Genomic DNA, 25,942 nt, shown 5'->3' with positions numbered 1-25,942 from the left:
GCACCCGATGACGTGAGCAAGGAGAGCCGACATGGCACGACGAATCGATCTCGTTGCGGACCTCGGCGAGGGATTCGGCGATTGGAAGATGGGCGACGACGACGCGCTCCTCGACATCGTCACCTCGGCGAACATCGCCTGCGGCTTCCACGCCGGCGATCCCCGCATCATGGACCGCACGGTGGCGAAGTGCGTCGAGCGCGGCGTGCACGTCGGCGCCCACCCGAGTTTCCCCGACCTCGTCGGTTTCGGCCGGCGGGCGATGGACCTGACGGGCGACGAGGTCCGCACCGACGTGATCTACCAACTCGGTGCGCTGCAGGCGTTCGCGACCGCGCACGGAACACGTGTGGCGCACATCGCACCGCACGGTCGGCTCGGGAACCTCGTCGCGGTGCGTGAGGACTACGCCCGTGCCGTCGTGGCGGCCGTCCTCGTCGTCGATCCCGAACTGCGCGTGCTCGTCCAGGACGGCTGCCTCGCCGACGCGGCGAGCGAGGCCGACCTGCAGATCGGTGTGATCGGTATCGCCGACCGCGCGTACGAGGACGACGGCACGCTCGTTCCCCGCTCGGAGGCGGGAGCCGTCATCCACGACGAGGACGAGATCGCCGCGCGCACCGTGCGCATGGTCCTCGACGGGACCATCGAGAGCCGCACCGGCCGAACGCTTCCCGTCACGGTGGACTCCGTGCTCCTGCACGGCGACAACGCGGGCGCGGTCCGCCTCGCGCAGCGGCTGCGCGACGAGCTCGTCGCCGCGGGCGTCGAGGTCGCGGCACCGGAGCGACGACGATGAGTGCCGTCGACCCGGCCCACGTCCGCATCGCGGGCTCGGGAGCCGCGGCGATCCGCGTGAGCAGCGATTCGGGCGACCGCGAGCGCGATTGGCGCACCGTGCACCTGCTCGCCGACGCACTCGCACGGAGCGGGACGTCGGGCCTCATCGGTTGCGTCCCCACGTACGAGTCGGTGCTCGTCGAGTACGACCCGTTCGCGATCACCGCCGCCGAGCTGACCGGCACCATCGAATCCACGCTGGCGGGCCTCGACGCCGATCGCCCCCTGCACGACCACCCCCGTCACTTCGTCGTCCCGGTGCGCTACGGCGGGGAACTCGGACCGGACCTCGACCGCGTCGCCCACCTCACCGGACTCGCGGCCGAGGACGTCATCCGGCTGCACCTCGAGCCGCTCTACACGGTGCGTTGCCTCGGTGCACCCGGCGGGTCTCCGATGCTCGACGGGCCGGCCTTCCCCGTCCCGGTCCCACGGCTCGCGAGCCCACGCACGAGCGTGCCGGCCGGCATCGTCTCCGTCGCGGGGCGCCAGGCGACCGTCGCCCCGGCGACCGCACCGGGCGGTTGGTCCGGGATCGGCAGCACCCCGCTGCGTATCCTCGACCTCACGCGCGAGCCGCTCGTCCCGTACCGGCCGGGCGACACGATCCGCTTCGAACGCATCGACGACGAGCGCTTCGAGGCGCTGCGGGGTCACCCGCTCGAGGCGGTCGCGGCATGAGCGGCGGCATCGTGGTGGAGCGCGCCGTCGTCGCCGCCGTCACCGACCTCGGACGCGAGCGCGGCCCGGCCGTCGGGCTCCCGGTCAACGGGGCGCTCGACCAGTACTCCGCCCGCGTCGCGAACATCCTCGTCGCGAACGACGAGCGCGCGCCGCTCGTCGAGATCACGGCGTCCGACTTCGTCTTCGTCGCGGCCACGAACCTGCTCGTCGCGGTCACCGGCGCCCCCGTCGTCGTCGTCGTCGACGACGTCGAGCGCCCGATGTGGGAGCCCATCTCGCTGTGTGCCGGACAGCGGATGGAGATCGTCGAGATGGCGGCCGGGCTGCGAACCTACCTGAGCGCCCACGGCGCGTTCGAGGTGCCGATGCTGCTCGGAAGCTGCGCACCGGACACGGTCGCGGGGTTCGGCACCTCGCTCCGGCCGGGGAGCGAACTCGTCGTGGGGGAGGCGGTCGACCCCGTCGTCAACCCCTTCTTCGACATGTCGCTGTTCAACCTCGGTGTCCTCGTGCCCCACATGGGCGGCGAAGCCGTCATCCACATCACCGACGGTCCCGACGTGGACGAGTTCGCGGGCACCGACGCCCGCCTCGTCCACGACCCCTACACCGTCTCCGCGAAGAGCAACCACATCGGCCTCCGGCTCACGGGCGCGCTGCCCGTGCGGCGAGGGGGCGGCGAGGTGCTCTCGCGAGGCGTCCCGGTCGGCGCCGTCGAGGTGCCGCCCGGCGACGAACTGCTCGTGCTGCACCGCGGCCGCGGCGTCACGGCGGGGTACCCCGTCCTCGCCGTCGTCACGCCCCTCTCCCTCGACGATCTCGGTCAAGTGCGACCGGGAGAGCGCATCCGGTTCCGACACACGACGGTCGAACGGGCGCAGGAGTCGCTGCACGAGTGGCGGGACCGGCTCGACGACCTGCGTCGTCGCGTCGAGACCGTCTACACCCACCTCGGAGCGACACAGCTCGTCGCCCGGGGGTCCACCTTCACCCCGAGTTCCACCCCATCACCGGAGGGCATCTCATGACCGCACCCGCGACGTCGGCCGCTGCAACGAAGCAGCCGCCGAGCAAGCGCCGGATCCTCGTGGCCGGCTGTATCGGAATCTTCGTCGAACTGTACGACAACGGCATCTTCGCCTTCATGGCGAGCACGCTCGCGATCGTCTTCTTCCCCGCCGGTGACGAGACGGGGGCACTCGTCTTCGTCTTCGCCGGCTACGCCGTCTCCTTCTTCGTCCGCCCGCTCGGCGCCGTCATCTTCGGTGTCCTCGGCGATCGCTTCGGCCGACAGCGCATGCTCGTCGCCGTCATCATGCTCATCAGCGTCGCGACGGCGGGCATCGGGCTCCTGCCACCGTACGCCGTCATCGGTGTGGCGGCGCCCGTCCTGCTCGTGCTGTTCCGGATGCTGCAGGGCCTCTCCGTCGGCGGCGAGGCGGCCGGCGCGATGACGTTCCTCGCCGAGCACTCGGCACCCAACCGCCGCGGCCTCAACACGAGCCTCGCGCAGGTCGCATCGTTCGCCGCACTCCTCACGGGCACCCTCGTCGCGTTCGGCATGTCACCCTGGCTCACGGCGGACGCGATCGGCGCCGGCGGCTTTGGCGCATGGGCGTGGCGCATCCCCTTCCTCGTCGCAGTGCCGCTCGGGCTCGTCGGGTTCTACATCCGCAAGTCGCTCGACGACACCCCGAACTTCAAGAAGCTGCAGGAGGAGGACCGGCTCTCCCGCAACCCCATCAAGGAAGCGTTCTCGACGCCCGAACACCGCAAGGCGATGCTGCTCGCGCTGTTCGTGCCCCTCATGAACGGGGCCGGCTACTACGTGATCTTCTCGTACATGCCGACATTCCTGAAGAGCGATGCGATCGGCTTCTCGATCGGAACCGCGCTCATCGTCACGGCGACGAGCCTCGTCGCGATCTGCATCGCCGTCCCGATCGCGGGTGCGATGTCCGACCGGTTCGGGCGCAAGCGCATCATGGCCTGGGCGGCCGTGCTCATGGCCGTCATCGCGATCCCCGCCTACGCGCTCATCATCACGGGGGAACTCGGCCTCGCGATCCTCGGCGCCTGCCTCATGGCGGTCGTGTTCGCGGGCCACACCGCGGTGATCCACATCATGATCGTCGAGCTGTTCCCCACGAGGATCCGGTACAGCGCCTACGGCCTCGGCTACAACATCTCGTCCGCGCTGTTCGGCGGCACCGCGCCGCTGCTCATGACGTGGCTCATCGGCCTGACGCACAACAGCTTCATGCCCGCGTACTACGTCGTCCTCACCTCGATCGGAACCCTCGTCGCCGTGCTCACGGTGACCGATCGAGCACACGAGCCGCTCCGCGACGAATGACCGATCGAACCGAAAGGATCAGGACGCAGCAATGACCTACAGCGACTACCGCACGGCCCTCGTGACGGGCGCCTCGACGGGGATGGGCGCCGCGATCGTGCGCAGGCTCACCGAGGCGGGCCTCGAGGTGTACGCCGTCGCCCGCGACGAGGAGCGGCTCGCCGCCCTCGCCGCCGAGACCGGCGCGATCCCGCACGTCGTCGACCTCGCCGATGTCGACGCGCTGGAGCGCGAACTCGGGGCACTCGAGATCGACGTCCTCGTCAACAACGCTGGCGTGAGCGCGACGGGCAATGTGCTCGACGCCTCACGCGGCGTGATCGACGCGATGGTCGACGTGAACCTCCGCGCCGTGCTGCACCTCGCACGCCTCCTGTTGCCGGGCATGGTGGAGCGGGATCGTGGCCACGTCGTGAACATCACGAGCATCGCCGGTCGGTACAACTTCTTCGGCCACACGGCCTATCACGCGACGAAGGCCGCGCTGTCCCAGGTGTCCCGTCAGCTCCGCAACGACGTCCTCGGACGCCGTATCCGGGTGACGGAGATCTGCCCGGGGCGTGTGGAGACGGAGATCTTCGGCCGGAACCTCGGCGGGACGCCCGAGGCGATGGCCGAGGCGTGGGCGACCTACTACGAGGGGTACGAGTCGCTCACGACCGAGGACATCGTCCGCACCGTGGACTTCGTCGTCGCCGCCCCCGGCCACGTGAACTTCGGCCTCATCGAGGTCACGCCGACCTTCCAGGTGCCCGGCGGCCTCACGTTCGACAGGAGAGAAGACGCATGACCCCCACCGCACACACCGACGCGACCCTGCGGATCCCGCCGCACGTGACGACCCGCATCGAGCGCGCTCGTCCCGAGCAGATCGAGCGCATCGGCAGGTACACGGCCGCGACCATCCACGAGGCGCAGGGCCGACGTGGGGCCGTCGCCTCGAACATCACGCCCATCGACCGCGAGAGCTCGTTCGTCGGTTCGGCCTTCACCGTCGTCTGCGCGCCGCGCGACAACCTCATGCTCCAGGTCGCGATCCACTTCGCACAGCCCGGTGACGTCCTCATCGTCTCGGCCGGAGCGTTCGCGCAGGCCGGGACGTTCGGGGACGTCCTCGGCAACGCGTGCGCCGCGAAGGGGATCGCGGCGCTCGTGACGGACAGCGGCGTGCGTGACACGAGGGAACTCCGAGAGCTCGGGCTGCCGGTCTTCTCCGGGTCCGTGTCGATCTCGGGCACGGTCAAGGAGACGCTCGGGCACATCAACCAGCCGCTCGTGTTCGGCGGACAACGCATCGAACCCGGCGACATCGTCAAGGGTGACGCCGACGGCATCGTCGTCGTCCGACGGGACGAGGCCGACATCGTCGCCGAGCTGTCGGAGGAACGTGACCGGAAGGAGGCCGACCTCATCGCGCGCTACCACGCCGGTGGCACGACGATCGATCTCTGCGGTCTTCACGACGTCCTCCGCGCGAAGGGCCTGACGACCGATCTGGACGACGTCGACCCCGAGCAGGGGCTCGGGGCGCGATGAGCGGCGTCACGAACACGGCGGCGTTCCGCCCCTCGGCGCGGGTGGCGCGCATCAGGGAGTCGCCGAGCACACTCGCGGCGAACCGCGTCCGGGAGCTCCGGGCCGCGGGGACACCGATCATCGACCTCACGATCGGCGAGCCCGACTTCGACACCCCCCGCAACGTGAAGGACGCGGGCATCGCCGCGATCGAGGCGGGCCGGACGAAGTACACGGCCGTCAACGGGACGCCCGAACTACGGGCGGCGATCCGAGCGCGCATGCTGCGCGCGAGCGGCATCGAGTTCGACGACGCGTCGATCGCGGTCGGCGGGGGCGGCAAACAGGTCATCTACATGGCCTTCGCCGCGACCCTCGACCCGGGCGACGAGGTCATCGTCCCGTCCCCGTACTGGGTCTCGTATCCGGACATGGTGCTCGCGAACGACGGCACGCCTGTGATCGTCGACACCGCCGAGGCGACCGGGTTCAAGCTCACACCGGAGGCGCTCCGCGCGGCGATCACGCCGCGGACGCGGTGGGTGGTCGTGAACGCCCCCGGGAACCCGACGGGCGCGGTCTACACGCGCGCCGAGATCGAGGGGCTCGTCGAGGTCCTCGAGGCGTTCCCGGACGTGTGGGTGCTCGCCGACGAGATCTACGACGAGATCGGCTTCACGGGGCGGCCCTTCGTGCCGTTCGTGGCGGCGGCGGGGCGCGTTCGCGACCGCGTCCTCACCGTCAACGGCGTCTCCAAGTCGTACGCGATGACGGGGTGGCGCCTCGGATACGGCGTCGGCGCTCCCGGGCTCGTGCGGGCCATCAACATCCTCCAGTCGCAGAGTTCGTCCTGTCCGTCGTCCGTGAGCCAGGCGGCCGCGGTGGTCGCGCTGACGGGCGATCAGTCGTTCATCACGGAGAGCGTCGCGCGGTACCGGTCGAGGCGGGACCTCGCGGTCGACCGCTTCGGAGAGATCGACGGACTCCGGCCGATCGTCCCGGACGGCGGGTTCTACGTGTTCGTCGACTGCTCCGGACTCATCGGCAGGCGGACCGCGGGTGGCACCGTGCTCACGTCGGATCAGGACGTGACGATGTGGCTCCTCGACGAGGCGCGCGTGGCCGTCATCCAGGGCGCCGCGTACGGCAGCGACGCGTTCTTCCGCACCTCGATCGCGACGAGCGAGGAGCAGATAGAGGCGGGCGCGCGCGCGATCGCCGAGGCGGTCGCCACGCTCGCCTGACGACAGGCGCGAACGACGGAGCGGGGCGGCCACATGGCCGCCCCGCTCCGTCATTCGTGTGTTCGTCGCGCGCCGCTCAGCGACCGTTCGCCGCGTCGTACGCCTCGACGACGGCGTTCGGGATCCGACCGCGGTCGGAGACCTTGTGGCCGTTCGCCGACGCCCACGCGCGGATCGCGCTGAGGTCGCGCTTCGGGACGCGCGAGTTCGAGCTCGAACGGCCCGACTTCGTCCGCGAGACGACGCGGGCCGCGTCGACGTACTTCTCGAGACCGGCGCGGAGCAGTTTCGCGTGATCCGACGAGAGATCGATCTCGTAATCGTTGCCGTCGAGCGAGAAGCGAACCGTCTCGCCCTCACCCTCGTCGAGCGGGGTCTGGTCGATGTCGTCGACGAGCTGATAAACGACTTTACGTGCCACGGTACTTCCTTCTGTTGCCTTGGAACATGGATGCAGATAGGGAAAGGGTACGGGGAGATGTCCGGAGGTGCAAATGCATTCGATCTTGCCCGGGAATTCGCTGGGCGATTGACCCTCATGAACGCCCGGACTACCGGAAGAACGTGAAAGAGGGTTGGGGTGTATGGAACTCGAACGGGTGGAGTGCGCGGAGCGATTCTACATCAGGGTCGATCGGAAGTCGTATCCGCAGGGGCAGGAATGGTGGGAAACGAAAAGCGGAACGCGATTCATCGTCACTTCGGTGAATGCGGATTCTCGTCGGGTCCGTCATTCGTGTCGGGCGGTGGGACGACGGGCGGTGTCCGGCCCGATGTACGCGGCCACGGTCGGTCACGGAGGCGATCGGCACGGGGCCGTGCGGACGCGCGCTGTTACGCGCGGTGACATACCGGACCGCTGCGATTCGCACCACCGTGAGGCACACTTACTGCGGCATCGACGCCGGCCCCGGCGTCCGCGCCGGAACCGATGATGTCGACGGATCGACGGCCTCCGGCCGACGTTTCATCGGGCTCCGCCGAATCCGGATGGATGACGGACCACGACAGGACAGTGAAGGGGACGTTCATGACGACAAAGGTTTCGGACGGGTTGCGACTCGTCTCGCACGACGACGACCAGTTCGCGCTCCGACGCGCCTTCGGACGATTCCCGACGGGCGTCTCCGTGCACGCGGCCGAGATCGACGGCATCGAGCACGCACTCGTCGCCTCGTCGTTCATGGTGGGCGTTTCCCTCGATCCACCCCTCGTGGCGGTCGCCGTGCAGGAGAACTCGGAGACCTGGCCGCTCCTGCGTGACGCGGAACGGTTCGGTGTCTCGGTGTTCGCCGCTGGGCAGGGTCCGCTCGTTCGCCAGCTCGCCGGCAAGGACCGCGCCGCACGCTTCGACGACGTGGCGGTCGAGCACGGCGAGCACGGCCCTGTTCCTCACGGCGGCATCGAGCTGGTTCGAGGTCTCGTTGCACGAGGAGTTCCGGGCGGGAGATCACCTCATGGGCCTGCTCAGGGTGCACCGGGTGGCGACGGCGGACGAACGCGATCCGCTCGTGTGGCACGGTTCGGGGTTCCGTGACCTCGCGGCGCTCGGGTCCGTCGACCTCGGCTGAACGGCCCCGCCCCACCCCGGTGATCGGGGTGGCCCACGGCGGCGACCCCGTCGGCGACCGACGGCGCGATGATCGAGGCGGCGCTCCGTGCGCCAATACACTCGATCGGTGCCCGCCGCGGGCGCGGAGGGAGCGGGACATGATCGGCGTGCTGCAGGGGTTCACGGTCATCGGCGTCATCATCGGCGTCGGCGTGGTCCTGGGGCGCACGCGCTGGCTCGGCGAGAACGGCCGCTCCGTCCTCACGAAACTCGCGTTCTGGGTCGCGACGCCCGCGCTCATGTTCCAGTTGCTCGCCGAGGCCGACCTCGTGTCGCTCTTCTCCGCGCAGTTCACGGTCACGGCCGTCGCGATGCTCGTGATGGCGGGGCTGTACGGCACGATCGCGGCGATCCGACGGTGGGGGCTCGGGCCGGGGACCGTCGGCGCGATGGTGTCGAGTTACGTGAACTCCGGCAACCTCGGCATCCCCATCGCGGTCTACGTGCTCGGCGACGCGACCCTCGTCGCGCCCGTCATGCTCGTGCAGCAGCTCATCATGAATCCGATCCTCATGGCGCTGCTCGACATCGCGACGAGCGACCGTTCGGCGCGTGCGTCGCGCTGGTGGCACTATGCGCTCCGACCGTTCCGCAACCCCATCGTCATCGGCTCGCTGTCGGGACTCGCCTGCGGGGTGCTCGGGATCGTCGTCCCCGGTTTCGCGGTTCCCTCGTTCGTCATGGCGCCGATCGAACTGATCGGTGCCATGAGCGTGCCGGCGGTCCTGCTCGCGTTCGGGATGTCGCTGCGGGACAGTTCGGTCCCGTTCAGCGGCCCGGAACGGGGACAGGTGCTGCTCTCGACGATCCTCAAGTCCTTCGTGCACCCGGTCGTCGCGTGGCTGCTCGCCGTCCACGTCTTCGGCATCACCGGGCACACGCTCCTCGCGGTCGTCGTGACGGCGGCGCTGCCCGCCGCGCAGAACATCTTCACGTACGCCTCGGAGTACGGCACGGGTGAGAAGCTCGCGCGCGAGTCGATCCTCCTCACGACGGTCCTGAGCGTTCCCGTCGTCTTCGCGGTCACCTTCCTCGTCCACCCGTGACCCCGCCCTCGTCCACCCGTTACCCGCGAGCGGCGCACCGGCGAGCCTCCGAGCACACATCGCGGTCCCCGGGCACGCTCGGACCGCCTCGCTAGCATCCGCCCATGGACGACACGAAGGCCGCGTTGCACCGCACGCTCCGGTCGCAGCGCGAGGCGCTGCTGTGGAAGCTCGAGGGGCTCGGCGAGGCCGACGCGAGACGTCCGCGAACCTCCTCCGGGACGAATCTGCTCGGGCTCGTGAAGCACACCGCCTCCATCGAGTCGGAGTACTTCGGCCTCGTCTTCGGCCGGCCTGCACCCTTCGAGATCCCCTGGTACGCCGACGGGGCGGAACCCGACGGGGACATGTTCGCCGCGGAGGACGAGACGATGCTCGACGTCCTCGCGTTCGCCGACCGCGCCTGGGCCCACGCGGACGCGACGATCGACGAACTCCCGCTGCACGCCACGGGACGCGTGCCGTGGTGGCCCGAGGAGCGCGCCGCGACGACGCTCCTGCGGATCCTCGTACACGTCATCGCCGACGAAGCGAGGCACGCCGGGCAGGCGGACGTTCTGCGCGAGGGGATCGACGGCGCGCGCGGCATGCTCCCGGACGCGCGCAATCTGCCCCCACGCGACGGCGGCTCCTGGGCGGCCCACGTCGCGCGGCTGCGGGCGATCGCCGACCGAATCGACCTCGACCTCGGCCGCGGTTGAGCGGCGGGGCACGCGAACGGTGCGCCGAAGATGACGCCGCGCGTCGGTGCGGGCACCGCGACGCTCGCGTCGATTCGACGCCACCGTGTCGGACGTCTTGAATGGACTCGGCGCCCGGAACGGACTCGGTGCCGGGTCGCGCCCGGTGTCGTGGCGCCGAGAGAGCGGAGGCGGAGCTATGGGATCGACGGACACGAGCACGGAGGCTCCCGTCCCGTTCCGCGTGGTCGTCGTCGGTGCGGGGCCGCGCGGCGTCTCGATCGTCGAGCGGATCGCGGCCGGTGGTCTCGGGGGCGATGCGCCCGAGATCGAGATCCACCTCGTCGACCCGGCGCCGGCCGGCGCGGGCGAGGTGTGGCGCACCGACCAGTCCCGCGAGCTCAACATGAACACGTACGCGGGTGCCGTCACGCTCTTCACGGAGCAGACGACCGAGGCGGTGCTGCCCGTCGTCGCGGGGCCCACCCTGCTCGAGTGGGCCGACCTCGTGGTCGAGCATCTCGCGCCACCGCGACTCGGCGACGAGCACGCGAGCCGACTGCGATCGATCGATCCGGCGGTGCGGGCCACGTTCGCCGAGCGACCGCCGTCCGCCGCACTCGTCGCGCCCGGTGGTTTCCTCGACGAACTCGCGGCCGTCGAGCTCGACAGCCACGCCTCGCGCGCGCTCTACGGCGCCTACCTCGAATGGGCCCTCGACCGGGCGACCGCCGCTCTCCCGTCGGCGTCGAGCGTCCACGTGCACCGGGCACGCGCCGTGGGGATCGAACCCGCGGGGCACGTCGACGTCGTGGAGCTCGACGACGGCGCGCGCCTCGTTGCCGACGCCGTCGTGCTCGCGCAGGGGTGGCTCCCGAGTGCGCCGAGCCCGGCCGATGCGGCGCTCCGCGACCGCGCGCGGGGGAGCGGTGCGGTGTGGATCGAACCCGCGAGTCCCATCGACCAGCCCGTCGAGCGCGTCCCCGACGGTGTCGACGTGCTCGTCCGGGGCCTCGGTATGGGCTTCTTCGACACCGTGACACTCCTGACCGTCGGCCGCGGGGGACGGCACGAACTCGGCACCGACGGGGCGTCCGTCTACGTGCCGAGCGGCCGCGAGCCCCGATTCCACGCGGCCTCCGGCAGGGGCCTGCCGTTCCGCGCGAAATCGCGCTACGGGAGCCTGCCGCCCGCGGGCGGACACGAGCGCCTGCGGGCCGTCGTGCCGCGGCTCCACGGCACCGTCGACTTCGTGCGGGATCTCCGGCCCGCCCTGCGACGCGACGCACTCGACGCCTACTACGCGACGCTGCACCGGACGAACCCCGCCGCGTTCACGGCACCCCTCGAGGTCGTCCTCGGGATCGTCGAGTCGCGGGCCGACGACCTCGACGAGCTCGACCGGGCGCTGCGAGACGTCGTCCCGGACGCGGCCGACCGATTCGATCCGGTCGCGGCGACGACGCTCCCGGCGGGACGGTTCGCCTCGTCCGACGCCCTGCACGACGAGATCGTCGCGCGGCTGCGCGCCGATCTCGTCGAGGCCGAACGGGGGCACGACTCGCCGATCAAGGTCGGCCTGTGGTCACTCGCCTCGGCCCGGGCCGCCGTGTCCCGCGTCGCGGCGTTCGACGGTCTCGATGCGGAGGACGCGGCGGGGCCGCTGCACGAGTTCATGCAGATCGGCAACCTCGCCGGCTCGGGCCCGCCGGCCCAGCGGATCCGGGAGCTGCTCGCGCTCGTCGACGCGGGGCTTGTCACCTTCGTCGGCCCGCGACCGATCGTCGACATCGACGAGGCGACCGGACGGTTCGTCATGTCCTCGCCCGACGTCGAGGCCGAGCCCGTCACCGCTCCGGTCCTCATCGACGCATGGGTGCGGCCGCACGACGTCCGGACGACCCGCGACGAGCTGCTGCGGCGGCTCGTCGAGGACGGGCGGGCTCGTCCGTTCGCGCGCGTCAGCGGGCTCGGCGGCCGCGTCCCGACGAGCGCGGTCGACGTGGATCCGGTGACGAGCCGCATCGTCCACGGCGACGGCACGACCGACGAGCGCATCCGGCTGATCGGCGTCCCGCTCGCGACGAGCCGCCGCGACACGCTCATCAGCCCCATGCCGGGCACGCGCGCGACGATGCTCGTCGAGACCGACGCGGTCGCGGCCGATCTGCTCGCGCAGGCCCGCGCTCAGCGCTCGGTGCGCAGCCGGTCGACGAACGCGTCGACGAGTGCCTCGAGCCGTTCCGCCGAGTAGCGTTCCGGCTCGAGCACGACCTGCGTCTGCGTGCCCATCGCGAACACGAACAGCACGTCGGCGGCCGCATTGACGTCGAGCGTCGCGTCGAGATCACCGTCGACGACCGCCTCGCGCAGGTGGGTCGCGAAGCGGCTACGCCACGCGCTCCCCGTCGTCGCGTGCAGATCGCGCTTCGCACCGTCGGTGAGCGCCTCCTCCCAGAACGGGACGACGATGCGCGCCTCGAGGCGCCGCTCCTCGTCGAGGGGGAGCACCTCGAAGATCGCCCGTCGGAGGGCGTCGAGCCCGCGCCGGTCGCGCGTCGACACCTCGATGCGGCCGTCCGCCGTCTCGAACACGTGGGTGAACGCGGCCATCACGATCGCGTCCTTGTTCGCGAAGTAGGGCGAGAGCGCGCCGTTCGCGAATCCCGCCTCGCGCGCGATCTCGCGCATCGTCGTCGCCCGGATGCCCTTGCGGGCGACGAGCCGCCACGTCGCGCGCACGATCTCGCGCCGACGAGCGTCGTGGTCGACGATCTTGGGCATGACCAGTGATCCTATCGAGCGGTCCGCATCGGGCGGTCGTTCGAGTGGACCCGGCGGCGGGGTGGACACGCGCGCACGCGCGACCGAGCGGCGCCACGACGGTCACGTGTCGGCCGCGCCGAGCCCGGTTCGCTAGCGTGCTGACATGACGAACGACATCGAGGGGAACGGTGGACTCCGCTGGGGCGTCAAGGACTCGTTCATCGACTACGTCCGCCGGTCCGGCGGCTCGGTCGAGGCGAGCGAGGGCGTCGAGGCGAGCGACGACGGCTTCGTCTTCCCGCGCACCGCGGACGACGCGGTGCTCGATCCCGTCTCACCGACGGGCGTCGCGTGCTTCGGTGGTCGCCTCAGGTTCCGGGCGCACGCCGGCCACCTCGACGTCGTGCTCGGCGAACCGGAGGTGCACTTCGGCGACCACGGAGCGTCCCTGCACGTGCACGATCTGCACGGCGACCTCGTCGAGCTCGCGACGCTGCAGCTCGGCGGTGCCTTCCGCCGCGACGACGGAGCCCTCGACTGGGTCGCCGTGCCCGTGACCCTCACGAGCGCGGGCGCCGACACGTTCGGCGGGGCGTACCCCGCCTACACGGAGTTCGAGCCGCTCTCCCTCTCGCTCCTGCCTGCGGCGGGCGACTGGCGAGGGTGAGCCTAGACTGTGAGTCGCACGGCCGAGACCGCCATCCCCGACGCGGCCGGCCCGGAGGAGGAGCACACGGATGAGCGTCATCGACGAGCTGCTGGAGCACAATCACGAGTACGTCGCGAGCTACACGGGGGACAAGCCGCTCCGACCGTCGAAGCGACTCGCCGTCGTCGCCTGCATGGACTCGCGGCTCGACATCTTCGCCATGCTCGGTCTCGATCTCGGTGAAGCGCACATCATCCGGAACGCGGGCGGCGTCATCACCGACGACGTGATCCGCTCGCTCACGATCTCGCAGCGCATGCTCGGGACCGAGGCGATCCTGCTCATCCACCACACGAACTGCGGCCTCTCGACGTTCACGGAGGACGAGTTCGACGAGCGTCTGCTCGCCGAGACCGGCGCGCGTGCGCACTGGAAGGCGGAGTCGTTCCGTGACGTCGACGTGAGCGTTCGGGAGTCCATCCGGCGCATCACGCAGAGCCCGTTCGTCGCCCACACCGACAACGTGCGCGGCTTCGTCTTCGACGTCGAGACGGGTGAACTCCGCGAGGTCTCGCGCACGGCCGACGCCGCCTGAGCCACCGCGTCGCCCGACGGGCTGTGGAGGAGCACTCCTCCACAGCCCGTCGTTGTCCGTGCGGCCCGGACCGGTCGTGCGCGGCAGGATCGGAGGACGACGGAGGGGGCCGCGATGGGGTCGAGGACGGACGGACACGACGGTGCCGATGACGAACGGGAACTGTTCGAGGCGCTCGTCCTGCTCGGGTTCCAGGCCGGGCTGTCGTGGCGGCTCGTGCTCGAGCGGCGTGACGTGCTGCGTGATGCGCTCGCGGGGTTCGACGCGGTGCGGCTCGCGGCGTTCGGGGCTGCCGAGGTCGATGTCGCACTGCACCGGCCCGGCATGATCCGGAACCGGCGGAAGGTCGAGGCGGCCGTCCACAACGCTCGGACGGTGCTGTCGCTGCGTGTGGCGGGTGGGCTTTCGGGCCTCGTGGACGGCGTCGTTCCCCGGGGAACGGTGCTCACCGTCCTGCCGGGGACGGGCGGTCGGCGGTCCGTCGAGTCGGTCGAGCTCGCACGTGTGCTGCGCGGGCACGGATTCCGATTCGTCGGGCCGGTCGTCGCACACGCACTCGTCGAATGGACGGGCCGGGGCGAACGCCTGGCCACCGCGGCGCCATAATCGGTACATGCCACCGAGCGAGCGCGCGTTCCCGGACTTCCGCCCCGGTCAGTGGCCGCTCGTGATCGCGGCCGTCGGACTCGGGATCGTCAACGACTTCATGCTGTCGGCCTATCGACACGTGCGGAGCACCCTCGCGCCGCCCGATGCGCCCCGCCTCCGCCGCGGCGCGCCGGGCTACCCGACGATCGTGCCCCTCGGCGGACTCTGGGAGCGCTGGGACTTCCTGCACCCGATCCTGCGGCACCTCAACGCGATCGGGTATCCCGTGCACGTCGTTCCCACGCTGCACCGCAATCGGGAGTCCGCCGAGACGCTCGCCCGTCGCGTGCTCGACGACCTCCGCGCGAACGATCTCGGCGACGTCGTCCTCATCGCGCACAGCAAGGGGGGTCTCGTCGGCAAGGGGGTGCTGCTGCTCGCGAAGCCCGAGGACCGGGTGCTCGGCCTCGTCTCGCTCGCGGCACCGTTCCGCGGCTTCCAGCTCAGCAACCTCGTGAGCGACGTCGAGGTGATCGACATGCGCCCCTCGAGCAGGCAGACGATCGTGCTCGCGCGGCACGACGCGGCGGACGATCGGATCCTCAATCTCGGTTCGACCCTCGACCAGGTGCTGGGCCGCAGCAATCGTCTCGCGAGCGCACGCAACGACGACGTCGATCGCGTCGGACACTTCGGGCTGCTCGGGCGGCGCGAGACCCACACGCGCGTCGCGTACGAGCTCGCGCAGGCGCTCGATCTGCCCGAGCGGTACGAGGCGCCGGACGAACCACTGCTCCGACGCCTCCACGGGCGTCTGCAGGACATCGCGCGCGACTACGGCTTCGCGGTCGGCTGGCACCTGCGCAGCTTCGCACCCGATCGTGGGAGGCTCCGACGCTGGGAGCGGGGCGACCCGGCGCTGCCGCCCGTCGTCCTGCTGCCGGGTGTGCTGGAGCGCTGGCCGATGCTCCGCGGGATCGGCGACCGGTTGCATCGACTCGGCCATGCCGTCCACGTCGTCCCCGAACTCGGCTTCAACATGCAGGACATCGCCGCGCAGGGGCGCATCGTCGTCGAGGCGCTCGAACGGCTCGGGCTCCGGGACGTCGTGATCGTCGCACACAGCAAGGGCGGGCTCATCGGCAAGTCGGTGCTCCTCGACCCGCGCGGGGCGGCTCGGGTCCGCGGTCTCGTCGCCGTCGCGACGCCGTTCAGCGGGTCCGAGTACGCGAGGCTCTTCACGGCCGCATCGATCCGGGAGTTCTCGCCGTCGAGCCGGATCATCCGCTCGCTCGGCTGGAGCGACACCACGAACGGGCGCATCGTGTCGATCTGGCCGACCTTCGATCCGCACATCCCGAGCCCCTCCCGGCTGCCCGGCGCGGCGGACGATCGCGAGGTCCCGCTCTCGGGTCACTTCCGCATCCTCGGCTCGGCGCTCCTGCACGACGAGATCGAGCGGGCGGTCCGGCTCGTCGGCACCGACGGTGCCGAACGTGTGCGACCGGAGCGCGGCGCGTGGCGTCGAGCGGAGGCGGGAGGGGCCGTCGATCAGCCGGAGCGATCCGGTGGGGAGGACGTCGCGGCCCGGGCGAAACGCCGTCGGTAGGCGGACGGCGAGCCCGCTCCCGTGGCGGTGAAGTGCTTGCGCAGAAGGTCCGCGCTCGAGAAGCCGACGCGTGCGGCGACGAGCTCGACGGGAAGCGCCGTCCGCTCGAGGAGTTCCTGCGCTTCGACGACGCGTTCCCTGATGAGCCAGCGACCCGGTGTGAGGCCGGTCTCGGCGCGGAATCGGCGCTGCAGCGTGCGCGGCGAGAGCCCTGCCACCCGCGCGAGCGCCTCGAGCGGCCACGACTCCTGCAGGCGGCCCCGCACCATGGCGCGCAGGTGCTCGAACTCGGCGCCGCCGAGCTCGTCCGGCCGGTAGCGGGGCGGTACGAACTGGGCCTGGCCGCCCGACCGGACGCCGGGGAGCACGAGGGACCTGGCGACGGCCGCCGCGGCGCTCGCCCCGTGGACATCGGCGAGGATCGCGAGGCACGCGTCGATGCCGGCCGTGACGCCCGCGGACGTCCACACGCGTCGTTCGGGGTCGTGCGTGTAGAGGACGTCCGGATCGACGCGGACGGCCGGATGCCGTTCGCGCAGGTGCGCGAGGGAGCGCCAGTGCGTCGTCGCGGTCCGTCCGTCGAGGAGGCCCGTGCGTGCGAGCAGGAACACGCCCGTGCACAGTGACGCGAGTCGTGCACCGGCGTCGTGCAGGTGCACGAGGGCCTCGAGCGCGGCGGCGACGGAGGCGTCCCGGTCCGGCCCGAGCGCCGCGAGCGGGTCCACGAAGCCGGGCACGATCACGAGGTCCGCGCCGTGGGCGGCGCCGAGCGGCGCCACGTCGATGCGCAGTCCGTGCTCGAGCCGCGGTGCGGGCTCGGGCGAGACGGCGACGACCTCGTCGCGCGGGACGCCCCGGTCCCGACGGTCGTCGGCGAACACCTCGAGCGTCGCCGTGACGTCGAATGCCCGCATCCCGTCGAGGACGAGGATCGCGATCAACATGGCGCGATCTTATCGGAACCCGCACTTCGGGCCGGTGTTCGTGCGTGCGCCGAGGCGCTGGGATGGAGGCATGAACGACGAAGCGAAGCGGAACGACGACGCGATGCGGAACGAGGCCACGTCCGGCGAGGAATCGTCCCACGGCGACACGGTGCTCGTGGTCATCGATGTCCAGACGGGCTTCGAGGACGCGGCGTACTGGGGGAGCGGCATGCCGAACGACGCGGTGAACCACGTGTCCCGGCTGCTCGCGGACTGGGCCGCCCGCGACCGCGGCCCGGTCGTCGTCGTCCGACACGATTCCAGGGATCCCGCGTCCCCGCTGCACCCGTCCGGTCCGGGCAACGCCCTCGTTCCGGCGGTGGCGGACGCGGCGGCCGATCTGCTCGTCGTGAAGCACGTGAACTCCGCCTTCCTGGGCGAGCCGTCGCTCGACGTGTGGCTCCGTGGCGCGGGCCTCTCGCGGCTCGTCCTCTGCGGGATCCAGACGAACATGTGCGTCGAGACGACGGCACGCATGGGCGGCAATCTCGGCTACGACGTGACGGTTGTGCTCGATGCGACGACGACGTTCGACCTCGTGGCCGACGTCCCCGGCCTCGGACGGACGCACGTGCCCGCCGCGGAACTCGCCCGCACCACCGCCGTGAACCTCGCCGCGGGCGGCTTCGCGCGCGTCAGCGACACCGCGAGCGTGCTCGCCGAGTGAGCGGATCCGTGGCGCGAGAGCCGATCAGGCCGTCTCGCCGAGCGACTCGGGGGCGATCCCGTTCTGTCTCGTCGCACTCCACTGGGCCCACAACTGCTTGAGGTCCCACGCGCGCTCCGCCTGCACCGAGACGCCGCGCTCGCCCGTGCGGCGCACGGTGCCGCTGATCATCAGCAGCTTCGTCCCGAACAGGAGCGGGCCCGACTGCTCCTGGGCGTCCTCGAAGAACGTGGCGTCGGCACAGCCCGTGCCGTCGTCGACGCTGATGAACACGACCCGCTTGCCCGTTCGCATGGGCGGGGTCTGTGTCGCGACGCGAACGCCCGCGACGACGACGTCGGCGCCACCCCGCATGCGCAGCAGATCGCCCGCGCGGGTCACGCCGAACTCGTCGAGCATCGGCCGGTAGCTGTCGATGACGTGCTCCGACAGGTCGAGTTGCAGCACGTCGAGCTCGTCGAGCACCCGCGCACGGGCATCGGGCTCGGGCAGGAGCGGCTCGACCTCCGGGTGCACGTCGAAGAGCATCGGGAGCTCGGGCTCCTCCTCGTGCCGATGGTGTGGGCGTCGGGCGCGGGAGAGTTCGCGCACGTAGGCGACGAGGTCGGCGCGGCTCGGCCTCGCCCTGCCGCCCTGCTCGGGCGGGATCGTCGAGACCCGTGCGGCCTCGAGCGCGTCGAAGGCTCCGACGAGGGCGAGGCGTTCGAGCAGTCGGCGGGAGGGTCGGGCGCGCTCGGCGAAGTCGCCGATCGAGGTGTACGGGCGTTCGGCGAGGATGCGCTCGGTCTCGGCCATCGTGATGCCCTGCACATCGGCGAGCGAGAGCCGGATCCCGAGGTCGCCCGGCTCCGTCGCCGCCCCCGGCGCGGAGTCGCGGAGGCGCTCGACGCGGTACTCGTCGGTGGAGCGGTTCACGTCGAGCGGGAGGATCGGGATCCCCATGCGCCGGGCGTCGCCGAGCAGCAGCCGCTTCGGGTACATGCCCGGGTCGTGCGTGAGGATGCCCGCGAAGAACTCGGCCGGGTAGTGCGTCTTGAGCCAGGCGCTCTGCCACGTCGGCAGGGCGAACGCAGCACCGTGTGCCTTGCAGAACCCGAACGAGCCGAAGCCCTTCAGGACGTTCCAGATGCGATCGATGTCGGCGTCGGTGTAGCGCCGACGGCCCCGCTCGTCGCGGTTCGCGGCCGTCTCGCGGCGGAAGCGCGCCTCGATGCCCTCGCCGCGCTTCTCCATGAGGCGACGCAGCTCGTCGGCCTCGGCGAGGTCGATGCCCATGCAGGCGTGCAGGATGCGGAGCACCTGCTCGTGGTAGATCACGACCCCGTACGTCTCCCGCAGGAAGGGGCGGAAGTTCTCGTGCAGGTAGTCGGGCGAGGCGAGACCGTGCTTGACGTCGAGGAACGGCGCCACCATGTTGCCCTTCATCGGGCCGGGGCGGAACAGCGAGATGTCGGCGATGAGGTCCTCGTACTCGTCCGGCTGCATCTTGCCGATGAGTTCCCGCTGCCCGGGGGACTCGATCTGGAACATGCCGAGCGTGTGCGTCGAGCGGATGTGCTCGAACGTCGGCTCGTCGTCGTGGGGGACCTCGTCGAGGTGGACGTGCCCGGACGGCGTGACGTAGCGGGCATCGACGGGCAACCCGCCCGCGAGCGCCGCGCTCGGGCCGTGGACGCGCTCGATCTCGCCGACCGCGTACGCGAGGGTCGATTGCATGCGCACGCCGAGTACGTCGAGCTTGAGGAGGCCGGCGTCGTCGATGTCGTCCTTGTCGAACTGGCTCATGGGCAGTCCCATGCCGCTCGGCTGCACGGGGGTGACGGAGAGCAGGCCGGCGTTCCCGAGCAGCACGCCGCACGGGTGCATGGAGATGTGGCGGGGGAGCCGGTCGAGGCGCTCCGTGAGATCGACGAGCAGGTCGAGTGCCCGGTCGTCGCCGATGAGCTCCGCGAGCTCGCGCAGCTCGGGTTTCTCGCCGAGGGCCTCCCGGAAGTGGCGCGCGTCGAAGCGCCACAGCTGCTTCGCGACGAGATCGATCTGTGCGTCGTCGAGGCCGAGCGCGAGGCCCGCGTCGCGGACGGCACCGCGGGCGCGGTAGGTGGACTGCATCGACAGGAGTGTGACGCGCTCGGAGCCGTAGCGGTCGAAGATCGCCCGGTAGACCTCGTGACGTCGCGCCGACTCGACGTCGACGTCGATGTCGGGCAGCGTCGAGCGCGCTCGCCCGAGGAATCGCTCGAAGAGCAGATCGTGTTCGAGCGGGTTCACGTTCGAGACCCGCAGGAGGTAGTTGACGAGGCTCCCCGCGCCGGAACCGCGGGCCTGGTTGCGGATGCCCATGCTCCGGATCAGGTCGGTGACGTCGGCGACGGTGAGGAAGTAGGTGGCGAAGCCGAAGTCCTGGATCGTGCAGAGTTCGTCGCGCATGCGACGGAAGGCGTCCTCGCGCGCCCGCTCCGCGAGGTGGCCGAAGCGTTCGCCGAGGGCGGTCTCGCAGCGCTGCCAGAGCGCTCGATCGGGATCGCCCGTGAGGCCGATCACCTCGGGCTCGGGCACCTTCGGCTCGCGCCAGTGCAGATCGGTGACGGGGTCGAGGACGCACCGCTCCGCGAGCCGTGCCGTCGCGGAGAGCAGCTGCTCGGCTCCGGAGCGGCCGAGTGTGGAGTGGCTCGTGACGAGCTCCGCGACGGTCCGCATGAGTTCGACGGGCTTGCGCCAGGCCTGCGCGTTCGGTTGCCCCTCGAAGCCGCCGAGCGGCTGCAGGGTGCTCGCGGCGTCGAGCACATCGCCCGTGACCGCGTCGTCGGGGCGGAGGTAGCGCACCTGGTTCGTGAGGACCGCGGGGACGCGGCAGGCGTCGGCGAGCTCGAGCATGCGGGTCGCATGCCGCAGGCTGCCGGGCCGGCCGGGCTCCGTGAGATGGCAGACGATCTCGACCGCGAGCGCGCCGGGCAGGAGCGTCGCGTAGTGGCGGAGGAGGCGTTCCGCGCCCGCGGCATCGCCCGCGGCGACCGCGAGACCGACATCGGACACGGGGCCGAGCAGGAGGGTGCCGATCGGGCCGTCCTCGCCGAGGAGGAACGGTGAGAAGCGCTCCCGGGAGACGCCGACCGCACGGTTCGCGCTGCCCGCGGCGGAGCGTGCCGTCTCGCCGCGACGCGGGGCGTGGGCCGCGGAGACGAGCCGGCACAGACCCGCCCACCCCGCGCCGTCGGTGTGTCCGTGGGCGAGCACCGTGACGCGAGCCTGCTCGGGTGGCTCGGGGAGCGGATCGGGATCGGTGGAGCGGGTGCGGTCACGCTGGCGGCGCGTCGGGACGAGCGCGAGATCGACCCCGACGATCGGGGCGATCCCGGCCTCGAGGCAGGCCCGGACGTGCCGGATCGCGCCGTAGAGACCGTCCCGGTCGGTGATGGCGGCGGCCGGTGCGCCCTCGACGGCAGCGGCCTCGACGAGCTGTTCGGGCCAGGCGGTGCCGTGGTGGGCGGAGAAGGCGGAGGCGACGTGAAGATGCACGAAATCGGAACGCACGGCGCACCTACGCGAACAATCGGGCGTCGAGCTCATCGCTCCAGGCACGGGTGACCGTCCACGTGCCGTCGGCGGCGCGCAGCAGGTCGAACGTGCCGTCGATGCGTGGCCCGCCCGCGGCGAGCGGCACGGCGTCGACGCGCCACAGCTCGAGCTCGAACCCGGGCCCGTCGGCGTCGCGCGGGGCGCGGGGTACCTGGCGCCACCACTCGCTCCGTCCGAGCCACGGTTCGGGGGTCGAGATGACCCCGTACATGATCCGACGCCACTCGAAGCGAATGGGAGCCCCGTCGGGGGAGAGCTCCACATCGACCGCCTCGCCGACCTCCATCGTCGCCTCCTGTGCTGGGACACCTCGCGGTTCGAAGAAATGTTCGAATCGAAGTGTAGACGCCGGGGCGGGGAATCGACAGTCGAGGGCGGCGGCACCGCCGTGTCGCCCGGAACGGAACGGGCGCGTCGGCGTGTCGTGAGGGTGTGGTCAGTGCTCCCGAAGGGCGGGCGTCTCGTCGTCCTCGAGGTCGCCCGCTCGGCCGTCGGTGCGGATGAACTCGTCGCGCTCGGCGACCTCCTCGCGGTACTCGGTGAGGAGGGTCTCGGCGCGTGAGCGCTCGGCGGACTCCTGGAGGATGCCCGCCTCGTGGAGTCGTGCGGCGAGCGCGGCACCGTCGGGGCCGTACACCCACGGGACGCCCGAGTCGGCCTGCCACTTCGACGAGGCGACGCGGCCGCCCGCGAGGACGGCCTCGCTCGTCGACAGTTCACGGATCGCGATCGCGAGCACGTTCTCGGGGTGCGCGGTGGCGAAGCGGCCGTAGATCTCCTCGTCGTGCTGACCGTCGTCACCGACGAGCACCCAGCGGATGTGGGGGAATTCGCGCGCGAGCCGTTCGAGGTTCGCCACCTTGTGGTCGAAGCCGGAGCGGAAGAAGCGGTTCGGGGTCGGGCCCCAGTCGGTGAGGAGCAGGGGCCCCGCAGGGTAGAGGTTGCGGCCGAGGAACCGGGCGAGCGTGGGGGCGACGTTCCACGGACCGGTCGAGAGGTACAGCGTCGGGGCCGACTCGTAGCCGAGGGTGCGCAGGAGTCGGTCGTAGAACACGTTCATGCCCGGCGTGGGTGTGCGGGCGTGCTCGTCGAGGACGAAGGTGTTCCACGCGGCGAGCAGCGGGCGGGGGAGCGCCGTCACCATGACCGTGTCGTCGATGTCCGAGACGAGTCCCGTGCGCTGCGCGTCGTCCACGATGAACGCGGGTGCCTGGGTGATGCGGCCGTCGAAGCTCTCGAAGGAGATCTCCCGCCAGCCCGGTGCGAGGTTCGCGGGCAGGTTCACGTCGATGACGCCGCCGCGGTCGGCCGTCACGCGGTGTCTGACCCCGTCGATGATGACGGTCGCGGGAACCCGGCCAACCGAGATTCGTGTGAAGCTGCGCCAGCCGCGCACGCGTCGCTCGCTCTCCCGGCGACGCGCGAACACGCGCAGTCGTCGGCCGGGTGGCGGCACGATCTGCACGCGTGCGAGCACGCGGACCCACGAGGTCGAGCCGTATGCCGTGTAGGGCTCGACGATCGTCACGTGCCCGCGTCGTCGCACGGTGGAGACGCGCGTGAGGCGAACCCGGTCCTCGATGCGGGCCGCGTTGTCGATGATGGACCGGATCGGGGGGAACTTCGTCATGAGACGCCCGAGGAGACGCAGGAGGGACCTGTTCGCTGACACCCCGACATCCTCGCAGGTCGTGCGCCACACGTGCAGGGGGTCGGGTGAGGTCGTTCGGTTCAGGTGGGGTCGGGTGAGGTCGTTCGGTTCAGGTGGGGTCGGCCTCCGCGATCGGCTCGATGAGGGTCGGGTCGTCGACGCGCACGTTCCCGACGCGAGGGTCGACCGCGACGTGCTCGAGGCGCTCGGCGACGATCGCACCGCGGTCGGCGATGTCGGCGACGAGGTGCCCGTCGCCGCGAACCCGCGGGTCGAGCCAGCTCGTCACCTCGTCCGGGTCGACGAAGACGGGCATGCGGTCGTGGATCGTGGCGAGCGGGCCGGCCGATGGGCGCGTGAGGATCGTCGCGCTGAGCGACCAGGGCTCGTCGGGGCCGGCGCCCGGCGGGCGCCACCACTCGTAGAGGCCGGCGAACAGGAGCGGGCCGTCGCTCGGGTGGATGTAGAAGGGCTGCTTCGAGCCGTCGGGGTGCTTCCGCCACTCGTAGTAGCCCGAGGCGGGCACGATCGCGCGACGCTTCGCGACGGCGGCGCGGAAGGTCGGCTTGTCGGCCGCGGTCTCGCTGCGGGCGTTGAATGCCCGGACGCCGACCGAGGGGTCCTTCGCCCAGATAGGGACGAGTCCCCACGAGGCGGCCTCGAGGCGACGGGTGATCTGCGCGTCGGGCGCGTCGTTCCCGCGCGGGAGGGTGTCGGCGACGATCGCGATGCGACTCGTCGGCGGAATGTTCCACGAGGGGTCCGGGAGGTCGTCGCCGACCTCGTCGATGTCGAGCTCCGCGACGAGCTCGCTCGAGGCCCGGGCGACGACGAAACGTCCACACATGCTCCGACCCTACGCTCGCTCGTGGGCTCGGTCCAAGAAACAGCCGAGAGTGCGCCGAGTTACGTGACTCGAGATAAATAACCGTGTAATCAGGCTTTTTCAGCGTTTGCGGTACTCGTGGCGCGCTACGATCCATGAATTGTAAGGTGATTCGCCGTCGGACGACGGTGGGGTCGCCGTGCCTGTCCCCGATCCGATGATCGGAGTCTCCCCATGGCGTCTTCGGGCGTCTGCTTCCTCCCCCCATGCACCATCACACCGAGGAGACCCCCGTGTCGCTACGCACCGAGCCCATCCAAGCGAGGAGCACCGCCCGTCTTCATGCCCTGCTCGACGCCACAGCCGATGTGGTCGCGGAGGTGGGGGTCGAGCGGCTGACGACGAATCTCGTCGCGGAGCGTGCGGGGGCTGCGATCGGCACGCTCTATCGCTATTTCCCGGACCGCATCGCGGTGCTCCGCGGACTCGCGCTGCGGCACGCGACCGCCGTGCACGGCGACGTGAGCGCGGCACTCGAGTCGGTGTCCGACGGGACCGCCGGCCTCCGGGCCACGCTCGAGACGATGACGGAGCGTTTCATCGAGCGGTATCGGGACGAGCCGGGCTGGTCGGCGATCGGCTTCGACAACACCCTCGACACACCCCTGCACGAGGGCGAGCAGCAGCTCGTGGGGCCGGCACTGCGGACCGACCGGAGCCCGCGCGAGCAGATCGCGCACGATGTCGCCGAGCGCTTCACGGTGGACGACGACGCCAGGAACGCGCTCGCGGACGACGTCGGCGTCGTGACGGTCCTCGTCCATCAGCTCGTCGAGCGGGCGTTCGTCGGCGCCCGGGCCGGCGACGAACGTCTCCTCGCGATCGCACGCGGTGCGAGCTCGACGGCGATCGATCTCGTGACCGAGCGTTTCGAGGCCCGCGCCGCGGCGTAGCCGTTCCGGTCGTGAGATCGTCCGCGCCACGGAGGTGACGCGAGAGCCGAGTGCGGCGTGTGTCGATGCCGCTCAGGCGTGTTGCGTGCGTCGCGCGTCACGTCGACCGAAGGTCCGCCGGTAGGTGTCGGGCGTCGTGCCGAGTGCACTGTGCATATGACGTCGGAGTGTGATCGCGCTCCCGAAGCCACTTTCCTCGGCGATGCGGTCGATGGTGTGGTCGGACACTTCGAGAAGGTGCTGTGCTCGGCGTACCCGCTGGGTGTTCAGCCACTCCAGCGGGTTGGTTCCCATGCGCCGGTGGAACTGTCGGTGCAGGGTTCGGGCGCTGACGTGCGCCCGCCGGGCGAGCTCGTCGACGGTGATGGGTCGATCGAGGTGGGCGATCGCCCAGTCGAGGGTTTCCCGGAGGTCGTCGCTCGTCGGGGGGAGCGTGACGGGATCCACGTACTGTCGCTGGTTCCCCTCGCGGTGGGGTGCGCTCACGAGTCGTCGAGCCACGTCGTTGGCCACGCGGGCACCGTAGTCGGTCCGAACGAGGTGGAGGCAGAGGTCGATTCCCGCGGATTTTCCGGCTGAGGTCAGGACGTCGCCGTGGTCGATGTACAGCGGGTCGGGATCGACCGTCACGAGGGGGTGTCGTTCGGCGAGCGTTCGCGCGTGGAGCCAGTGCGTCGTGGCGGTGCGTCCGTCCAGCACGCCGGCGGCGGCGAGCACGAAGGCGCCCGTGCAGATCGATGCGATGCGTGCGCCGCGGGACGATGCGTCCCGGATCGCCTCGACGAGATCCGGGTCGGGTGTGAGCGCGGCGTCATGACACGCGGGGACGATGACGGTGTCCGCTGCCGCGAGGTCGTCATAGGTGTACGGGGTGGTGGCGGTGAACCACTGATCGACGGCGGCCGCGGGTGGGCCGCACACGATGAATCGATACCAGTCGGTGCCGGTGAGGTCGCTGCGGTCGACGCCGAAGATCCCGCACGGCCCGGCGAGTTCGAACAGCGGGACCCCGGGGCTGAGGGCGAGTGCGATCGTCTGCGACATGACCGAAAATGTACCATTGGTGTCATTTCGGACTCTCGTCATGTCGGCCGACCCG

General features: G+C 70.9%; 25 protein-coding genes and 1 pseudogene. 18 read left to right on the top strand and 8 right to left on the bottom strand.

Annotated features, from left to right (window positions below; genetic code table 11):
• The first annotated feature begins 31 nt into the window (after positions 1 to 31).
• From HNR16_RS09345 to HNR16_RS09315, 7 genes are read left to right on the top strand one after another with little or no spacing between them, the layout of a single operon-like run.
• Positions 32 to 799, top strand: a complete 768-nt coding sequence (locus HNR16_RS09345; protein ID WP_158040856.1) for a LamB/YcsF family protein — start codon at positions 32 to 34, stop codon at positions 797 to 799.
• Positions 796 to 1,521, top strand: a complete 726-nt coding sequence (locus HNR16_RS09340) for a 5-oxoprolinase subunit B family protein (protein ID WP_158040855.1) — start codon at positions 796 to 798, stop codon at positions 1,519 to 1,521. The genes HNR16_RS09345 and HNR16_RS09340 overlap by 4 nt, the downstream gene beginning before the upstream one ends.
• On the top strand, positions 1,518 to 2,552 hold the full coding sequence (locus HNR16_RS09335) for a 5-oxoprolinase subunit C family protein (protein ID WP_158040854.1): 1,035 nt from the start codon (positions 1,518 to 1,520) through the stop codon (positions 2,550 to 2,552). Before HNR16_RS09340 ends, HNR16_RS09335 begins: the two co-directional genes overlap by 4 nt.
• Positions 2,549 to 3,880: an MFS transporter gene (locus tag HNR16_RS09330; protein WP_158040853.1), complete on the top strand. Its 1,332-nt coding sequence runs from the start codon at positions 2,549 to 2,551 to the stop codon at positions 3,878 to 3,880. The genes HNR16_RS09335 and HNR16_RS09330 overlap by 4 nt, the downstream gene beginning before the upstream one ends.
• 31 nt (positions 3,881 to 3,911) lie before the next feature.
• Positions 3,912 to 4,670, top strand: coding sequence for an SDR family oxidoreductase (locus HNR16_RS09325; protein ID WP_158040852.1), 759 nt, complete (start codon positions 3,912 to 3,914; stop codon positions 4,668 to 4,670).
• Positions 4,667 to 5,416 (top strand): 4-carboxy-4-hydroxy-2-oxoadipate aldolase/oxaloacetate decarboxylase, encoded by a 750-nt coding sequence (locus tag HNR16_RS09320; protein ID WP_158040851.1) that lies wholly within the window; start codon positions 4,667 to 4,669, stop codon positions 5,414 to 5,416. Before HNR16_RS09325 ends, HNR16_RS09320 begins: the two co-directional genes overlap by 4 nt.
• A complete protein-coding gene (locus HNR16_RS09315) occupies positions 5,413 to 6,639 on the top strand; it encodes an aminotransferase class I/II-fold pyridoxal phosphate-dependent enzyme (protein WP_158040850.1) in 1,227 nt (408 codons plus the stop codon). The genes HNR16_RS09320 and HNR16_RS09315 overlap by 4 nt, the downstream gene beginning before the upstream one ends.
• Positions 6,640 to 6,715: 76 nt before the next feature.
• Here HNR16_RS09315 and HNR16_RS09310 read toward each other — a convergent pair whose 3' ends face one another.
• The gene (locus HNR16_RS09310; RefSeq protein WP_158040849.1) at positions 6,716 to 7,060 is read right to left on the bottom strand and encodes a histone-like nucleoid-structuring protein Lsr2; all 345 of its coding nucleotides are present in this window, start codon (positions 7,058 to 7,060) and stop codon (positions 6,716 to 6,718) included.
• Positions 7,061 to 7,570: 510 nt separating this feature from the next.
• On the opposite strand from HNR16_RS09310, the pseudogene HNR16_RS19020 reads away from it, so the two are divergent.
• The 5 genes and pseudogenes from HNR16_RS19020 to HNR16_RS09290 form a co-directional block, all read left to right on the top strand.
• Positions 7,571 to 7,963: pseudogene (locus HNR16_RS19020) on the top strand (flavin reductase family protein); the annotation flags it as partial.
• Entirely contained in the window at positions 7,899 to 8,210 is a 312-nt protein-coding gene (locus HNR16_RS19015) for a flavin reductase family protein (protein ID WP_420849929.1), read from the top strand. The pseudogene HNR16_RS19020 and the gene HNR16_RS19015, both read left to right, overlap by 65 nt.
• A 139-nt stretch (positions 8,211 to 8,349) precedes the next feature.
• Positions 8,350 to 9,297: an AEC family transporter gene (locus HNR16_RS09300; RefSeq protein WP_158040848.1), complete on the top strand. Its 948-nt coding sequence runs from the start codon at positions 8,350 to 8,352 to the stop codon at positions 9,295 to 9,297.
• Between the two features lie 104 nt (positions 9,298 to 9,401).
• Positions 9,402 to 9,998, top strand: a complete 597-nt coding sequence (locus HNR16_RS09295; RefSeq protein ID WP_158040847.1) for a DinB family protein — start codon at positions 9,402 to 9,404, stop codon at positions 9,996 to 9,998.
• A 178-nt stretch (positions 9,999 to 10,176) separates the two neighbouring features.
• Positions 10,177 to 12,231, top strand: a complete 2,055-nt coding sequence (locus HNR16_RS09290) for an FAD/NAD(P)-binding protein (RefSeq protein WP_158040846.1) — start codon at positions 10,177 to 10,179, stop codon at positions 12,229 to 12,231.
• On the opposite strand, the gene HNR16_RS09285 is transcribed toward HNR16_RS09290, so the two are convergent.
• Positions 12,165 to 12,761 carry a TetR/AcrR family transcriptional regulator gene (locus HNR16_RS09285; RefSeq protein WP_158040845.1) on the bottom strand — a complete coding sequence of 199 codons (597 nt, stop codon included), beginning with the start codon at positions 12,759 to 12,761 and terminating at the stop codon, positions 12,165 to 12,167. The genes HNR16_RS09290 and HNR16_RS09285 overlap by 67 nt on opposite strands.
• 145 nt (positions 12,762 to 12,906) lie before the next feature.
• On the opposite strand from HNR16_RS09285, the gene HNR16_RS09280 reads away from it, so the two are divergent.
• The 4 genes from HNR16_RS09280 (at position 12,907) to HNR16_RS09265 (ending at position 16,184) form a co-directional block, all read left to right on the top strand.
• Positions 12,907 to 13,410: an HtaA domain-containing protein gene (locus HNR16_RS09280; protein WP_158040844.1), complete on the top strand. Its 504-nt coding sequence runs from the start codon at positions 12,907 to 12,909 to the stop codon at positions 13,408 to 13,410.
• A gap of 70 nt (positions 13,411 to 13,480) precedes the next feature.
• Complete coding sequence (locus tag HNR16_RS09275; protein WP_158040843.1) at positions 13,481 to 13,987, top strand: beta-class carbonic anhydrase; 507 nt, start codon at positions 13,481 to 13,483, stop codon at positions 13,985 to 13,987.
• A gap of 114 nt (positions 13,988 to 14,101) precedes the next feature.
• On the top strand, positions 14,102 to 14,593 hold the full coding sequence (locus tag HNR16_RS09270; protein ID WP_158040842.1) for a DNA-3-methyladenine glycosylase I: 492 nt from the start codon (positions 14,102 to 14,104) through the stop codon (positions 14,591 to 14,593).
• Between the two features lie 7 nt (positions 14,594 to 14,600).
• Positions 14,601 to 16,184, top strand: a complete 1,584-nt coding sequence (locus HNR16_RS09265; RefSeq protein ID WP_158040841.1) for an alpha/beta hydrolase — start codon at positions 14,601 to 14,603, stop codon at positions 16,182 to 16,184.
• Here the strand turns inward: HNR16_RS09265 and HNR16_RS09260 are convergent.
• Positions 16,127 to 17,128: a GlxA family transcriptional regulator gene (locus tag HNR16_RS09260; protein WP_158040840.1), complete on the bottom strand. Its 1,002-nt coding sequence runs from the start codon at positions 17,126 to 17,128 to the stop codon at positions 16,127 to 16,129. The genes HNR16_RS09265 and HNR16_RS09260 overlap by 58 nt on opposite strands.
• Positions 17,129 to 17,198: 70 nt before the next feature.
• Between HNR16_RS09260 and HNR16_RS09255 the strand changes: the two genes are divergently transcribed.
• Positions 17,199 to 17,837 (top strand): isochorismatase family protein, encoded by a 639-nt coding sequence (locus HNR16_RS09255; RefSeq protein WP_225737882.1) that lies wholly within the window; start codon positions 17,199 to 17,201, stop codon positions 17,835 to 17,837.
• Positions 17,838 to 17,861: 24 nt separating this feature from the next.
• On the opposite strand, the gene HNR16_RS09250 is transcribed toward HNR16_RS09255, so the two are convergent.
• The 4 genes from HNR16_RS09250 to HNR16_RS09235 all read right to left on the bottom strand — a co-directional run bounded on the left by HNR16_RS09250 (position 17,862) and on the right by HNR16_RS09235 (position 23,911).
• The gene (locus HNR16_RS09250; protein WP_263971457.1) at positions 17,862 to 21,353 is read right to left on the bottom strand and encodes a DNA polymerase III subunit alpha; all 3,492 of its coding nucleotides are present in this window, start codon (positions 21,351 to 21,353) and stop codon (positions 17,862 to 17,864) included.
• Positions 21,354 to 21,375: 22 nt separating this feature from the next.
• Positions 21,376 to 21,699 carry a DUF6504 family protein gene (locus HNR16_RS09245; protein ID WP_158040838.1) on the bottom strand — a complete coding sequence of 108 codons (324 nt, stop codon included), beginning with the start codon at positions 21,697 to 21,699 and terminating at the stop codon, positions 21,376 to 21,378.
• Positions 21,700 to 21,849: 150 nt separating this feature from the next.
• Positions 21,850 to 23,085, bottom strand: coding sequence for an App1 family protein (locus tag HNR16_RS09240; protein ID WP_225737881.1), 1,236 nt, complete (start codon positions 23,083 to 23,085; stop codon positions 21,850 to 21,852).
• Between the two features lie 88 nt (positions 23,086 to 23,173).
• Positions 23,174 to 23,911 carry an SOS response-associated peptidase gene (locus tag HNR16_RS09235; protein ID WP_158040837.1) on the bottom strand — a complete coding sequence of 246 codons (738 nt, stop codon included), beginning with the start codon at positions 23,909 to 23,911 and terminating at the stop codon, positions 23,174 to 23,176.
• 272 nt (positions 23,912 to 24,183) lie between these two features.
• On the opposite strand from HNR16_RS09235, the gene HNR16_RS09230 reads away from it, so the two are divergent.
• Complete coding sequence (locus HNR16_RS09230; RefSeq protein ID WP_179558177.1) at positions 24,184 to 24,843, top strand: TetR/AcrR family transcriptional regulator; 660 nt, start codon at positions 24,184 to 24,186, stop codon at positions 24,841 to 24,843.
• Positions 24,844 to 24,915: 72 nt separating this feature from the next.
• On the opposite strand, the gene HNR16_RS09225 is transcribed toward HNR16_RS09230, so the two are convergent.
• Positions 24,916 to 25,887 (bottom strand): GlxA family transcriptional regulator, encoded by a 972-nt coding sequence (locus HNR16_RS09225; protein WP_158040835.1) that lies wholly within the window; start codon positions 25,885 to 25,887, stop codon positions 24,916 to 24,918.
• Positions 25,888 to 25,942 lie beyond the last annotated feature (55 nt).

Source organism: Pseudoclavibacter chungangensis (assembly GCF_013410545.1).
GTDB classification, from domain to species: Bacteria; Actinomycetota; Actinomycetes; order Actinomycetales; family Microbacteriaceae; genus Pseudoclavibacter; species Pseudoclavibacter chungangensis.
The sequence above is the reverse complement of the archived record's forward strand: the minus strand, read 5'-3'. Positions and strand labels throughout refer to the sequence as shown.

Bases quoted from the DNA above. Each gene is read 5' to 3' on its own strand.
- HNR16_RS09290 (WP_158040846.1), top strand. From the start codon at position 10,177: ATGGGATCGACGGACACGAGCACGGAGGCTCCCGTCCCGTTCCGCGTG.
- HNR16_RS09275 (WP_158040843.1), top strand. From the start codon at position 13,481: ATGAGCGTCATCGACGAGCTGCTGGAGCACAATCACGAGTACGTCGCG.
- HNR16_RS09245 (WP_158040838.1), bottom strand. From the start codon at position 21,699: ATGGAGGTCGGCGAGGCGGTCGATGTGGAGCTCTCCCCCGACGGGGCT.
- HNR16_RS09320 (WP_158040851.1), top strand. From the start codon at position 4,667: ATGACCCCCACCGCACACACCGACGCGACCCTGCGGATCCCGCCGCAC.
- HNR16_RS09235 (WP_158040837.1), bottom strand. From the start codon at position 23,911: ATGTGTGGACGTTTCGTCGTCGCCCGGGCCTCGAGCGAGCTCGTCGCG.
- HNR16_RS09285 (WP_158040845.1), bottom strand. From the start codon at position 12,761: ATGCCCAAGATCGTCGACCACGACGCTCGTCGGCGCGAGATCGTGCGC.
- HNR16_RS09225 (WP_158040835.1), bottom strand. From the start codon at position 25,887: ATGTCGCAGACGATCGCACTCGCCCTCAGCCCCGGGGTCCCGCTGTTC.
- HNR16_RS09330 (WP_158040853.1), top strand. From the start codon at position 2,549: ATGACCGCACCCGCGACGTCGGCCGCTGCAACGAAGCAGCCGCCGAGC.
- HNR16_RS09300 (WP_158040848.1), top strand. From the start codon at position 8,350: ATGATCGGCGTGCTGCAGGGGTTCACGGTCATCGGCGTCATCATCGGC.
- HNR16_RS09280 (WP_158040844.1), top strand. From the start codon at position 12,907: ATGACGAACGACATCGAGGGGAACGGTGGACTCCGCTGGGGCGTCAAG.
- HNR16_RS09345 (WP_158040856.1), top strand. From the start codon at position 32: ATGGCACGACGAATCGATCTCGTTGCGGACCTCGGCGAGGGATTCGGC.
- HNR16_RS09260 (WP_158040840.1), bottom strand. From the start codon at position 17,128: ATGTTGATCGCGATCCTCGTCCTCGACGGGATGCGGGCATTCGACGTC.
- HNR16_RS09295 (WP_158040847.1), top strand. From the start codon at position 9,402: ATGGACGACACGAAGGCCGCGTTGCACCGCACGCTCCGGTCGCAGCGC.
- HNR16_RS09315 (WP_158040850.1), top strand. From the start codon at position 5,413: ATGAGCGGCGTCACGAACACGGCGGCGTTCCGCCCCTCGGCGCGGGTG.
- HNR16_RS09270 (WP_158040842.1), top strand. From the start codon at position 14,102: ATGGGGTCGAGGACGGACGGACACGACGGTGCCGATGACGAACGGGAA.
- HNR16_RS09265 (WP_158040841.1), top strand. From the start codon at position 14,601: ATGCCACCGAGCGAGCGCGCGTTCCCGGACTTCCGCCCCGGTCAGTGG.
- HNR16_RS09340 (WP_158040855.1), top strand. From the start codon at position 796: ATGAGTGCCGTCGACCCGGCCCACGTCCGCATCGCGGGCTCGGGAGCC.
- HNR16_RS09255 (WP_225737882.1), top strand. From the start codon at position 17,199: ATGAACGACGAAGCGAAGCGGAACGACGACGCGATGCGGAACGAGGCC.
- HNR16_RS09325 (WP_158040852.1), top strand. From the start codon at position 3,912: ATGACCTACAGCGACTACCGCACGGCCCTCGTGACGGGCGCCTCGACG.
- HNR16_RS09335 (WP_158040854.1), top strand. From the start codon at position 1,518: ATGAGCGGCGGCATCGTGGTGGAGCGCGCCGTCGTCGCCGCCGTCACC.